This is a genomic window from Rhodococcus sp. 06-156-4 (assembly GCF_002259345.1).
Lineage (GTDB): Bacteria > Actinomycetota > Actinomycetes > Mycobacteriales > Mycobacteriaceae > Rhodococcoides > Rhodococcoides fascians_E.
Map to the genome: position 1 here is coordinate 15,640 of NZ_NPGB01000015.1, position 12,229 is coordinate 27,868.

Annotated in this window: 12 protein-coding genes; all 12 read right to left on the bottom strand. The window is 64.7% G+C overall.

Translation table 11 applies throughout. The features are described from left to right. Positions 1–88: 88 nt before the first annotated feature. The 12 genes from CH290_RS09460 to CH290_RS09515 all read right to left on the bottom strand — a co-directional run bounded on the left by CH290_RS09460 (position 89) and on the right by CH290_RS09515 (position 12,146). Positions 89–727, bottom strand: a complete 639-nt coding sequence (locus CH290_RS09460; RefSeq protein WP_033188741.1) for an ABC transporter ATP-binding protein — start codon at positions 725–727, stop codon at positions 89–91. After that, entirely contained in the window at positions 724–1,635 is a 912-nt protein-coding gene (locus tag CH290_RS09465; RefSeq protein ID WP_033188742.1) for an ABC transporter ATP-binding protein, read from the bottom strand. The genes CH290_RS09460 and CH290_RS09465 overlap by 4 nt, the downstream gene beginning before the upstream one ends. Beyond that, positions 1,632–2,453, bottom strand: coding sequence for an ABC transporter permease (locus CH290_RS09470; protein WP_033188743.1), 822 nt, complete (start codon positions 2,451–2,453; stop codon positions 1,632–1,634). The genes CH290_RS09465 and CH290_RS09470 overlap by 4 nt, the downstream gene beginning before the upstream one ends. Further along, positions 2,446–3,516, bottom strand: a complete 1,071-nt coding sequence (locus tag CH290_RS09475; RefSeq protein WP_020113284.1) for an ABC transporter permease — start codon at positions 3,514–3,516, stop codon at positions 2,446–2,448. The genes CH290_RS09470 and CH290_RS09475 overlap by 8 nt, the downstream gene beginning before the upstream one ends. Further along, the gene (locus tag CH290_RS09480; protein WP_020113283.1) at positions 3,471–5,084 is read right to left on the bottom strand and encodes an ABC transporter substrate-binding protein; all 1,614 of its coding nucleotides are present in this window, start codon (positions 5,082–5,084) and stop codon (positions 3,471–3,473) included. The genes CH290_RS09475 and CH290_RS09480 overlap by 46 nt, the downstream gene beginning before the upstream one ends. A gap of 70 nt (positions 5,085–5,154) precedes the next feature. Next, the gene (locus CH290_RS09485) at positions 5,155–6,033 is read right to left on the bottom strand and encodes a sulfurtransferase (protein ID WP_033188744.1); all 879 of its coding nucleotides are present in this window, start codon (positions 6,031–6,033) and stop codon (positions 5,155–5,157) included. A 39-nt stretch (positions 6,034–6,072) separates the two neighbouring features. After that, positions 6,073–6,939 carry a TetR-type transcription factor C-terminal domain-containing protein gene (locus CH290_RS09490; RefSeq protein WP_019667742.1) on the bottom strand — a complete coding sequence of 289 codons (867 nt, stop codon included), beginning with the start codon at positions 6,937–6,939 and terminating at the stop codon, positions 6,073–6,075. A gap of 111 nt (positions 6,940–7,050) precedes the next feature. Beyond that, a complete protein-coding gene (locus CH290_RS09495; protein WP_033188745.1) occupies positions 7,051–7,824 on the bottom strand; it encodes an enoyl-CoA hydratase/isomerase family protein in 774 nt (257 codons plus the stop codon). After that, entirely contained in the window at positions 7,821–8,582 is a 762-nt protein-coding gene (locus CH290_RS09500) for a 3-hydroxyacyl-CoA dehydrogenase (protein ID WP_020113280.1), read from the bottom strand. The genes CH290_RS09495 and CH290_RS09500 overlap by 4 nt, the downstream gene beginning before the upstream one ends. A 103-nt stretch (positions 8,583–8,685) precedes the next feature. Next, entirely contained in the window at positions 8,686–9,516 is an 831-nt protein-coding gene (locus tag CH290_RS09505) for an SDR family oxidoreductase (protein WP_033188746.1), read from the bottom strand. Between the two features lie 12 nt (positions 9,517–9,528). Next, positions 9,529–10,719, bottom strand: a complete 1,191-nt coding sequence (locus CH290_RS09510; protein WP_033188747.1) for a thiolase family protein — start codon at positions 10,717–10,719, stop codon at positions 9,529–9,531. 29 nt (positions 10,720–10,748) lie between these two features. Continuing rightward, positions 10,749–12,146 carry a 4-hydroxyphenylacetate 3-hydroxylase N-terminal domain-containing protein gene (locus CH290_RS09515; RefSeq protein ID WP_019667747.1) on the bottom strand — a complete coding sequence of 466 codons (1,398 nt, stop codon included), beginning with the start codon at positions 12,144–12,146 and terminating at the stop codon, positions 10,749–10,751. Between the last annotated feature and the right edge of the window lie 83 nt (positions 12,147–12,229).

Consider the following 12,229-nt stretch of genomic DNA (forward strand, 5'->3'; position numbering starts at 1 on the left):
ACGTGGCGTCCGAGAGTGCTCTAAAGCGCTACCACCTTCCCGGCAGCTCTGGTTGCCGGCGAATCACAATCCTCGGGCCACTTCGTCTTCAGCTCCCGATGAACGTGGTGTCGGCGCCGATCGCAGACAGGAGTTCGACGTCGTGACTGATCATCAACACACCCATGCCGGCCGCGTCCGCATTCCCTTGGATCAAGCGGACGATCGCAGCGGTCGTCGCTGCATCGAGCATGGCCGTGGCCTCGTCGCAGATCAGATACTTCGGTTTCTGCGCGAGAGCTCTTGCCACGCAAGCACGTTGAAGTTGACCGTCGCTGACCTGGTGAGGCTTCCTGGCCAGGAGGTCGGTGGTCAATCCGACACTGTCGGCGAGCTCGTCGACATCCGCGGCACGACGCGCGATCACAGCGGGTTGCTCGATGATCGACCGCAACGTCATGCGTGGATCGGTCGCCGATCGCGGAGATTGGAAGAGCAGCGCAACCTTCCGCCGCACATCGGGTGGGACGGAGAACCCCACCCCGCTCACGTCCACGCCGTCGATGCAGACGACACCTTCGCGCGGCGCGAGAAGTAGCGCGAGGACTCGCGCCATGGTGGATTTGCCGGATCCGGACGGTCCCGCGAGACCGACGAGTTCGCCGGCAGGCACCGACAAGGACTGCCGGACGAGTACATCGTTCGTGCCGGGGTACGCGGCCGTGATATCCGATGCGTCGAGGCTCATGATGTCGCCTTCGTTCTGTAGGACCTGGCCCCGACGGTGATCAGCTTCGTCGGTCCACCCGAGAACATCGTGTCCGGTCGTCGGAGGTGGTACACGCACTCGTCGGGCAGGTCGGTCAGCTGCGGCGGTATTCCCGGCATCGGGTTCAGGCCACGGGACGGAAGGGCGTTCAGGAGGTCGCGGGTGTAGTCGTGCAACGGATCGTCGAGCACGGACCGAGCTGGACCCGTTTCCATGATGCGCGACGCGTACATGACGGCGACTCGATCGGCGACGGACGATCTGAGGAGGGACGACAGGTCGTGGGTGATGAGCAGGACGGCGGCACCGTTGTCCGCCGACCGACGCAGCAGTGCCAGCACGCGATCGGCGAGTTCGGTGTCGAGGTTGGCCGTCGGTTCGTCGGCGACGATCACCGAGGGATCCCCGACGAGCGCCCCGGCAATCGCGACCCGTTGCGCCATGCCCCCGGACAACTCGTGTGGATGGCAGTCCAGCGCCGCCGGGTCCAACCCGACTCGAAGGGCCAAGTCGTCCGCGGTGTGGGTGGACCCGAGCACCCGAATCGTTTCGTTCAGTTGTGAGCGCGCTGTCCGTACCGGGGTCAGATAGGACGAAGCCGACTGCGGAATCAGTGCAACGTCCCGTCCGCGGAAGGACTTGTCGGTGAACACGTCGACCGTCCGGGTGTCGGTCCTGACCGAAATCGAGCCCGTCACCGACGATTCCCTCGGGAGCATCGACATCACGGCAGACGCGAGAATCGATTTGCCACAGCCGGATTCGCCGACAAGCGCCGTGATGGTACCCCGTTCGACCGAGAGGTCCACGTTGCTGGCCGCGTGCACGACGCCACCGCCGCGCACCGGAATCCTGACGGTCAGATTCTCGATCGTCAGAGCGCTCACAACCGCAGCTCCGATGGCACGGGTGGTGCGATCGACGAGCGCAAGGCCGAGCCCGCCAGCGCCACGGACATCGTTGCGAGCACGAGAATTCCCGCCGGAAACACCAGTGTCCACCATCCTCCGAGGAGCAACGAGCTTCTCGCTTCGGACAACAGAGTTCCGAGGCTCGGCTGGTGCGGTGGAAGTCCGAAGCCCAGGAACGACAACGTCGACTCGTGCCAGATCGCGTGAGGCAACAGGAGTACGACAGCGATCAGGGCTTGCGGCATCACCGCAGGCAGCAGATGCCGCACTGTGACGTGACGTCGACTCGCGCCGGCGAGGATGGCGGCGTCGATGTAGGGCCTGCCCCTCAGTCCGAGTATCTCCGATCGAACGATGCGAGCGACCTGCGTCCAATGTGTGAGTGCGATCGACAGCATCACCGCGGTCGCACTGCCTCGGAACATCGCGACGATGACGATACCGAGCAGCAGATGCGGGAGCGCATTGACGGCGTCGGTGCCCCGCATGACGACCCGGTCGAACCAGCCACCACGGAGTCCGGCCGCTGCACCGACGGCAGTCCCGATCAGCGTGGCGAGCACCGCGCACGACGCGGCGATCAGGAGGGACGTCCGTATCGCGCTTGCGCTGCGTACGAACAGATCTCGGCCTGCCGAATCGGTACCGAACCAGTGCGAGAACGATGGCGCCAACCTTGCTTGCTCGAAATCGGTGATGCGATCGTCGACGCCGGACAACCAGGGAACGCCGACGGCGTACAGCGCGAGGAGCGAGAGAACGGCGACAGCGACGACCGAGCGTCGCCTAGCCATCGGTGTTCACCCGGGGATCCAACACGGCTGCGGACACGTCGGCGATCAGGGAGCCGAGCATGACCGCAACGGTCGTACCGACCGTCAGAACGGCCAGCAACGCCATGTCGAGATCCCGCGCGGACTGAACGAGGGCGCCTGCGATGCCGGGCCACGAGAACACTTCCTCGACGAGTACGGCTCCGACGACGAGCTCCGGTAATCGGGCTCCCACGACGTTGACGAACGGGGCGAGTGAGGCCGGGACGATATGCCGAGTCGTGACCGTCCGGCCCGGAATTCCTCGCGCGACAGCGCCCGCCACGAAGTCCTCACCACGAGAGGTCGATACCGATTCGCGCACCGCCAGCAGCAACCACGGTAGCTGTGACAGGGCGAGCACCGACACCGGAAGCGCGAGGTGTTCGAGCACTCCGACAGGAGTCGGGTCGGCACCCGCCTCGGTGAGTCCTGCTACCGGTAGCCATCCCAGTCCGAGCGCGAACAGCGCAATCGCGCCGAGAGACAGCACGTACGGCGGCACTCCTTGCACAGCTAGGCAGACTCCGGTCGTCACGCGGTCGAGCCATCCTCCGCGACGACTACCGGCAAGGACGCCGAGCACCAGCGCAAGGGTCGCGGCAAGCAGCAGACCGAGTCCTGCGAGCAGCAGAGTCCACGGGACGCGCTCCACCACCACCTGAGTCACTGGTTGTCCGAACGATCTCGACGTTCCCAGATCGCCGGTGAACACGCCCTGTACCCACTGTCCGTACGCGTCGTACCACGAACGGTCCAGACCGAGTTGTTCGGTGAGGACAGCCTTGTCCGCCTCCGATGTCGTGGTGTACCGCACACCCAGGTATGCCACGAGAGGATCGAACGGCGACGCCGCCGCAGCCGCGAACAGCCCGACCGACACGGCCACGCAGACCGGCACCACGAACAGCAGTCGCCTACGCACCATGGCGACGATCGAACGCCGTCGGGCGTGGCGATCCCGCCGAGCCGTCACCCGTCGCCGAAGCAGTGTGGAGGTCACGGTGTTGTCGTCCAGGTCTGCAAGGACCACCATGGTCCCCACGTGACGCCGTGAGAGTGCGGCTCCAGAATCGGGCCCGACACTGTCCAGTCCGAGTCCTTCGCGACGTAGGTGTGATCGAGAAACACCAAGTACACGTACCCCGGATCCTCGACGTAGGCTCGCTGCATGTCGCGGTAGGCACGGTCACGCTCCGCGGTGTCCAGACTTCGACGCCCCCGCTCCAACGCAGCATCGACGTTCGCGTTCGAGTAATCGCTCGCGTTGTCGTACACGCTGCCGACATCGGGGCGAAGAAACACGGAGTTCAACGCGTTGTATGCCTGCGTGTCCGGGTCGTACGGTTCGGAACCACCGCCGAGGAGTGTCCCGTCGTACGAAATCCTGGGATCGATCCGGTCCCAGGACAACGCCTCCAGACTCACGTCGATACCGACCGCCGATGCGTCGGACGCGAAGGCCTGAGCAAGGTCTCGACGTACTGTGTCCGTCGAGTTGTACATCACCGTGAACGCCGCGCGGGTACCGTTCCTGGCGCGCACCCCGTCCGCGCCGAGCCGCCACCCCGCGCCGTCGAGGACACGCGCCGCACTCCCGGGGTCGTACGAGAACACCGCCGACGGTTCGTACGCGTCACCGTAGACCTCCGGGATCGGCGTAGCCGCCGGCCGCCCGAACCCACCCAGGATGCCGTCGACCATCGATTGCCGATTCACCGCGAGGTTCAACGCCATCCGCACGGCCTCGTCCCCCGCCACCGGATTGTCCGTCGGGAGGGACACCCCGCGCCAGTCCGCGGAAGTGTTGGACGCCAGCGACATTCCGTCGCGCCCGCCGATCGACTCGGCGAGCAGTGGAGGAAGGTTCGTACCGTCGATCTCCCCGGCCGCCATGCGTTGGGCGCGCGTGTTGTCGTCCGGCACGTACAGCAGGGTCAATTTCTTCACCTCGGGCGCGCCACCGAAGTACTTCTCGTTCGCCTCGAATATCGCGCGGTCCGGTGTCAGGTCGACGAGAGTGTAGGGTCCGGTGCCGATCGGCGCGGTGTTGAGGCTCGATTCCGCAGCAAGCCCCGGCGTGGCCACCGATTCCGAGGGAACTATGCCGATCAGCAGTTTCGTGGGCAGCGCCGAGTACGGATAGGCGAGACGGAACTCGACCGTACTGTCGTCCACTGCAACGACGTCGCTGATCATGTCGAACGACGACCGCGCTTCCGAAGCCGATGCCGGGTCGAGGATCGCACGGTAGGTTGCCACCACGTCGGCGGCATCGAATTCCGAGCCGTCGGAGAACGTGACGCCGCCGCGCAGCGGCACCGTCCACACCGTCGCATCCGCGTTGGCTGTAGGGATCTCGGTGGCGAGAGCAGGTGTGAACCCAGGGAGACCTGGTGTGCCATCCAGGCGTAGGAGCCCGTCGTACATCTTGGCCTCGCCTGCGGAGCCGTAACCCGCGATCGGGTTGTAGCCACCGAGTTGATACCCGTCGGCGAGGACGATGCCCCCCTCCGACGACACATTTGTCGAACCGGTGGGCGCACCGCAGGACGCGAGCGCGAGGATGCAGACCGCTCCCGCGGCGCAGCGATGTCCGAAACGTGTGTTCATCTACCTTCTTCGTTCGTACGGAAGTTCAAATGTACAAACGTTCAGATGAAAATGCGCGTCGGCGGTGCACTCACTCGCGACGCAATTCGGCGGCCGACGCCGGTCCGATCGCGACAGATCGGGTCGAGTCGTTCGACCACTGGGACCACGAACCCGGGTACAGGGCCGCCTCCATGCCCAGAATGTTCAAGCCCGCGATCACATGAGCGGCGGTGACTCCAGATCCGCAGTACACAGCGGCAACGTCGGTGCCGTCCCCCACGTGGTCGGTCAGCGCCGATCGAAGCTCGTCGTCGGCAAGAAATGTCCCGTCCTCCGCCAGCAGAGCGCTGGTCGGGAAATTCTTCGCGCCTGGAATGTGACCGGCCTTCGGATCCACCGGTTCGACCTCGCCTCGAAAGCGTTCGGCTGCGCGTGCGTCCACAAGTCGGCCCGACTCGGCGAACCGTGCCGCGCCATCGGCATCCACCGTTGTGAGGCTGCCTGCACTCAGCGTCACGTTGCCGGATTCGACCGATGCCTCGCCCGATTCGACTGGACGATGCGATCGGGTCCACGCAGCGAAACCGCCGTCGAGGATCCGCACGTTCGCGACCCCGGCCCACCTCAGTAGCCACCACGCCCGCGCCGCCGACGTAGTCGGACCCGCGTCGTACACGACGACGTCGTCTCCGTTGTCCAATCCCCACCGACGGGCGGACGCCTGAAGATCGGCGATGTCCGGCAACGGGTGCCGCCCTGCTTCCGGCCCCGCATTCCCGGCGAGTTCGGTGTCCAGGTCCACGTAGACTGCGCCCGGTATGTGCGACTGCCGGTACAGCTCGTGGCCGTCGCTTCGTCCGAGTGCCCACCGCACGTCGAGAACCACGACGAGTCCGTCCGCCGACGCGGCACGACCGAGTTCCTCGACGCTGACGAGCACCGAACTGCGGGATGTCTGCGAAGTCATCTTTTCTGTCCTATGGTTGGTGAGACTAAGACCTTTCGATCAGTGCTTGACCAGGTCCAATGCGAACTCGATGTATGCGGCTGCGACGTCCTCCGGTCGCTCGTTGCGCGCGGTGTCGAACCACTGGGCCACGGCGACGCACATCGCCACGACGGCGCGTGCGGCCTCACGCGGCCTTGTGGTGCCGAACAACCCCTGCTCCACCCCCGCGTAGACCTCGGCATCCACCATGCGCTGGACCTCGACGCGTTTGGCTGCGATGCGCGAGTAATTGGAGTCCTCGAGACTACGCATTTCACTGGACCCGATGAATCCGAGCTCCTTGCGGTAACTGTGATATAGCGTCAGGCTCTCGATCAGCCGGGCGAATCGACTGATCGGAGAATCTCCTTCCACCTCGTCACGGGCGGCGGTGACACGACGTAGGAGGTCGGTCATCGTGAGCTCGAAGATGGCTACGAGCATTGCCTGTTTACTCGGGTAATAGTGGTAGAGAGCGGATACACTCGAGTTCGCTTCCTCGGCTATGTCGCGAATGGAAGAGCCCTCGTATCCCTTCCGCACGATGCACGCCACCGCAGCTCGCAGCACGACGTCCATGTCGAGCTCACCGTACTCACGCCAGTTCGGGGGCCGATCTCCAGCAGCGTTCGAGTTCGCGCTGCCGGACGCTGCTGGGGCGCCCGTGAACAGATCGCCGGGCGCGATGTCGAGGACAGTCGCGATAGCGTGCAAACGATCGATGCTCATCGTGGTTCGACCGGTCTCGAGAGCCGTGATGGTAGCCGGGCTCAGGTCCAGCCGGCGCGCCAGCTCCCGGAGGGATATCCCCTGCTGAGTACGCATGTCCCTGACCCGGGCACCGACATACGCGCCGGGACTGGTCGACGATTCTGCACTGGTCATGCGTTCAGCCTACCAACCCACTGCCGTTCACCAGCACTGAACAGCGGTGCCGGGTCCACCTGTTCTGCGGTTGATCCCCTCGTTCTGGCACCCCGCACCGTGCCGGATCGATCATCTGCCGGCGAAACGGCCGATACGGCCTTGGGCATCGTCGGACGTACCGACCCTGGCGATCGTCTCGGCTTCGTCGTCCAGATGCTCCTGATACGACGACGTCATTGCCTTGCGCATCAGCCGCCGTGTTTCACCGAGTGCCGGATGGGCGCCGGCAACGAGGGTTGCCGCCAGTTCTTCTGCGCGGGTGGTGATGTCGGAATCGTCCACGAGGTCGGTGATCAGGCCCGTGTCGAGCGCTTCCTGGGCGGAGACGACGCGGGATGTCAGCAACATCCGAGCGGCATTGCGTGCGCCCACGACCGCCGGCAGCAGCGCGGACACTCCGCAATCCGGAGACAGACCCACGCCCGAGTACGCCGCGGCGAACTTGCTCGACGGCCCGGCGACGACGAAATCGGAAGCGAGAACGAGGCCGAGCCCTGCACCCGCGGCCGAACCCTGCACGGCAGCAACGACGATGACCGGCAGCGTGTCGAGCTTCGCCAGTGCCCGGTGAACCACACCGGCCAGATCGCGTAGAAATCCGGGAGTGTCCTCCGCCGCCGCCATCTGCCGTACGTCGCCACCGGCGCAGAAGTTCTTGCCGTCTCCGCTCAGCAGGACCACGCGGACCGACGGGTCCGCGGCGACATTCTCGACTGCTCGTTCGAACGCCTCGGCCAGATCCGTATCGATGGAGTTGGACGCGGCGCCGCGCGAGAGACGGATGCGAGCAAGCGCGCCGTCTGTCGAGTAAATCACCGGCTCGTCGACGATCGCGTCGGTCATCGTGGTGCCATACGGATGGCGCCGTCCAATCGGATGACCTCACCGTTCAGCATCGGGTTCTCGACGATGTGGCGTACGAGCGCACCGAACTCGTCCGGGTCACCCAGCCGCGACGGGTGTGGCACCTGCGCACCGAGAGATGCCCGTGCGTCTTCCGGCAGCGTCTTCAGCAGAGGTGTGTCGAAGATTCCCGGTGCGATGGTCGCGACACGGATCTGGTGACGCGCGAGCTCACGGGCGATGGGGAGAGCCATCGACACGATGCCGCCCTTGGATGCCGCGTAGGCAGGCTGACCGATCTGGCCGTCGAACGCCGCCACGGACGCAGTGTTCACGATGACGCCCCGCTCGCCGTCGACACTGTCGGTGGCCGCAATCCTCTCTGCTGCAAGGCGAATGACGTTGAACGTGCCGAACAGGTTGATCCGAACGATACGTTCGAAGTCCTCGAGGGGAAGCGGGCCGTTCTTGCCGAGGACCTTTCCGGGAGGGCCGACGCCTGCGCAGTTCACCACGACTCGGAGCGGTCCCTGCTCCGACAGTACGTCCAGTGCCTGCGACACGTCCTCGGTCGAAGTCACGTCTCCGGGAAGGAACGTGACGGAACCCGCGTGTGCTTGCGCGACGGCCTCACCGGGTGATCCCGGCAGGTCGAGGATGCCCACATGAGCTCCTGCAGCCACGAGCGCCTCGGTGGTGGCCAGTCCGAGACCGGACGCACCTCCCGTGACCAATGCGGTGATGTTGTCGGTCTTCAACGAAAAGCTCCTGTTCTGTGTCCACGACGAGTGTGTTCCGTCATGAGTACTGGTTCGGATCGTGCACGGGCGGGGGAAGCAGTCCGGTCGGACCGCGGCGATGTCAGCGTGGATCGACGAAGATGTCGTAGTCGAGTGGTTCGACTCCCCCGTACTGCTGCAGGTCCGTGACTCCGGCCTCGGCCAGCACGTCGACATCGATGGTCGTTCGTCCCGTTCGGCGGCTCGGGCGGTGGGCCAGCAGCAGCGCCGCTGCATCCGCCATGATCTGCGGATCGCGCGCGTGCGAAGTGCCTTCTTCTCCGCCCAGCAGGTTCTTGACGGCAGCGGTTGCGATCGTGGTCTCGGGCCACAGGCAGTTGCTTGCAATACCGAACTCGGCGAACTCGGCGGCGAAACCGAGTGCAAGCAGGGTCATTCCGTATTTTCCGAGCATGTACCCGGGATGTTTGCCCAACCATTCGTTCGACATGTTCATCGGTGGAGACAGCGTCAGAACCTGCGCGGAATCGGACTTCTTCAGGTGCGGAAGGCACGCCTGCGTCAGCGCAAACGTCCCGCGCACGTTGACCTGCTGAATGAGGTCGAACCGTTTGAGCGGCAGGTCCTCTGTCTTCGCGAGATTCAGCACGCTCGCATTGTTGATGCAGAAATCGATTCCGCCGAACGTGTCCATCGCGGTCTGGGCAGCTCGCTGAACGTCGGCGTCGATGCGCACGTCTCCGACGACTCCGACGGCCTTCCCGCCTGCGGCCTCGATCTGTTCGACGGCGGAGTGAATGGTCCCGGGAAGCCGGGGGTCCGGGTTGTCGGTCTTGGCCAGCAGGACCAGGTTGGCACCACCCTTCGCCAGCTGTGTGGCGATGGCCAAGCCGATTCCGCGGCTGCCACCGGACATCACCGCGGTGAGTCCGTCGAAGCGTAGGTCGCTCATGATGTTCCTCCGTCAGATTCGTTCGATGATCGTCGCGTTGGCCATGCCGCCGCCTTCGCACATGGTCTGCAGGCCGTACCGACCGCCCGTGTGCTCCAGGTAGGTCAGCATCGAGGCCAGAAGTCGACCGCCGGACGCTCCGAGGGGATGCCCGAGCGCGATCGCGCCGCCTGCGGGGTTCAAGCGCTCGGGATCGGTGTCGAAGTGGCTCTGCCACAGCAACGGAACCGGCGCGAACGCTTCGTTGACCTCGTACGCGTCGATCCGGTCGAGCGTCAGACCCGACTTGGCGAGAATCTTCTCGGTTGCCGGAATCGGACCGGTCAGCATCAGGAGCGGATCACTACCTGCGACGCTGAAGCTGTGGAACCGAGCGCGGGGGGTCAACCCGAGCGCCGACGCCTTCTCCTCGCTCATGATGAGGGCCGCCGACGCGCCGTCGGTCAGTGGCGAGGAGTTTCCGGCGGTGATCGACCAGTCGATCTCCGGGAACCGGGCGGACATCTCGTCGGTGCGGAACACCGGACGAAGCGATGCCAACGACTCTGCAGTAGTGGACGATCGGACGGTCTCGTCGACGCTCACCAATATGTCGTTTCCTAATGCGTCCGTGGTCCTGACAGGCACGATCTGGTCTGCCTGCAGGCGCTCGGCTGCCTGCGACGCGAGCCGATGCGAGCGGGCTGCGTACGCGTCCAGTTCCTCACGACCGAACTTCCACCGTGCTGCGATCAGTTCGGCTCCGATGCCCTGTGACACGAGCCCCTCGGGGAATCGTGCCTTCAACGGTCCCACGTTGGGATCGGCGCCCCCGACGTTCGAGAACATCGGGGCTCGGCTCATCGACTCCACACCGCAGGCGATGACGATGTCGTACGCACCCGCGGCGACGCCTTGAGCTGCGAATGCTGCGGCCTGCTGGCTGGAACCGCACTGGCGATCGATGGTGGTGGCCGGTACGGATTCGGGAAATCCGGCAGCAAGAACAGCGGTACGAGCGATGTTCACGGCCTGCTCGCCGGACTGGGTGACGCAGCCTGCGATGACGTCGTCGACGAGAGCCGGGTCGAGATCGTGCTTGCGAACCAGCTCCGCCAACAGATCGGCGAGAAGGGTGGCCGGGTGTACCGATGACAGCGAACCGCCGGGCTTGCCCTTGCCCGACGGTGTGCGGATGACATCGACGATGACTGCTGTGCTCATGGGAATTCCTCGCTGGAGTTGATCGAATATCAGAAGCCGAGAAGCTCGGACACGTAGCCCCGAGCTCTGGATGCGTCGAAGGACCGTGCAATCTGCATCTTTTCGGCCTCGGCCGAACCTTCTGCATGGGTAGCGAGTACCGACTGGTACCCACCCCAGCTGCCGGTGCAGAGATCGCCGATCAGATTGATCAGCCGAAGTCTTTGCTCGGCCGGAACTGCTGCCGCGAAGTACTTCTCGAGGACCTTGCGGGTGTCGGGGTCTGCCCAGTCGCCCGCGCCGGGCCCTGTGGCCACCAGTCCGCCTGCGAGGTCGAGAACCGCTGCGGTCGCCGCATGGAATCCATGTGCGAAGTGATACTTGGCCATGTTCACAGCGAGAGGGTCGGGCAGCTGAACGCCGTTGTCGCCCTGTGTCGACCGGATCGCGGCGAGTTGGCCGAAGCCACGAACGGTTTCTGTGTACGAAATCAGCTCGGTCAACTTGCTTTTCACGTGACCGGCCTTGGAGATTCCGTTGGCCTCGGCGACCATTGTCGCCGATCCGACGAGCAGGTCGAGCAGAGGCAACTTGTAATTGATGGCGGTGTACCGGTGGTAGTCGACGAATGCGATCGCAAGCGGACCTGCCAGTTCGGGTTGCCGAGCGAGGAACACGCGGTTCTTCGGGACCCGAACGTCGTCGAAGACGGTCAGGCTCTCCAGGAGCTTGTGCTTGGAGGAGAGCGGGTGGGTGAACTCGTCCCTGTCTCCGTGCAGGTAGGGCGAGACGTACAGGGTGAGCCCGGGTGTGTCCACCGGCACAGCGAAGCTGAGTGCATAGTCCGCGTCCGCGGGACCCATTGCGCGCGTGGGCAGGACCAGGATTTCGTCTGCGTTCGCGGAGAAGGAGGTGTGCACCTTCGCGCCACGAACCGTGATCGTCTCGGCGTCCTCGTCGACGATGTGCAGGTACAGATCGGGATCGGCCTGCTGATGTGGTGCGAGCATCCGGTCGCCCTTGACGTCGGTCTGTGCGACCGCGATCGCGACGTCGTTCGCGCAGCAATGCTCGTAGAACGCCTTGGCGTTCTCCAATCCCTCCCCGGACAGAGCCCGCAGGAGACCGAACAGTGCGTCGCTACCGACCTCCTTCAAGACGATCGTGCCAGTGCCGAGTTTGCACACACTTTCGATCAGCCGCCCGCGACGCTCGATGTCCTCGGCGGTACGTGGTACTCGATAGAACGCGGTGTACGGACCCTGTCCATCGTCGGCGATGGCCAGATCGGGTTCGAGTTCCGCAATGTCGTACGCAAGCCCCGAGTGAGAGATCGCCGTGTCGAACTCGGAGAACGCCGTGACGTCGTCGACCTTCTGGCCCTGGTACACGACGTTACGGCCGTCTCGCAGCCCCTCTCGGTACTGGCGTGCTGTGCGAATGCCCATCTGACGAACCTCTCGGAAGTGACTTGCACACGACTACAACGGTACAACAGACCGTTCAATCGTTCGACTTCTGTTTAGTTTGT

Excerpts from the sequence above, each read along its gene's own strand:
- CH290_RS09460 (WP_033188741.1), bottom strand. The coding sequence starts at position 727 with ATGAGCCTCGACGCATCGGATATCACGGCCGCGTACCCCGGCACGAAC.
- CH290_RS09470 (WP_033188743.1), bottom strand. The coding sequence starts at position 2,453 with ATGGCTAGGCGACGCTCGGTCGTCGCTGTCGCCGTTCTCTCGCTCCTC.
- CH290_RS09480 (WP_020113283.1), bottom strand. The coding sequence starts at position 5,084 with ATGAACACACGTTTCGGACATCGCTGCGCCGCGGGAGCGGTCTGCATC.
- CH290_RS09485 (WP_033188744.1), bottom strand. The coding sequence starts at position 6,033 with ATGACTTCGCAGACATCCCGCAGTTCGGTGCTCGTCAGCGTCGAGGAA.
- CH290_RS09490 (WP_019667742.1), bottom strand. The coding sequence starts at position 6,939 with ATGACCAGTGCAGAATCGTCGACCAGTCCCGGCGCGTATGTCGGTGCC.
- CH290_RS09495 (WP_033188745.1), bottom strand. The coding sequence starts at position 7,824 with ATGACCGACGCGATCGTCGACGAGCCGGTGATTTACTCGACAGACGGC.
- CH290_RS09505 (WP_033188746.1), bottom strand. The coding sequence starts at position 9,516 with ATGAGCGACCTACGCTTCGACGGACTCACCGCGGTGATGTCCGGTGGC.
- CH290_RS09510 (WP_033188747.1), bottom strand. The coding sequence starts at position 10,719 with ATGAGCACAGCAGTCATCGTCGATGTCATCCGCACACCGTCGGGCAAG.
- CH290_RS09515 (WP_019667747.1), bottom strand. The coding sequence starts at position 12,146 with ATGGGCATTCGCACAGCACGCCAGTACCGAGAGGGGCTGCGAGACGGC.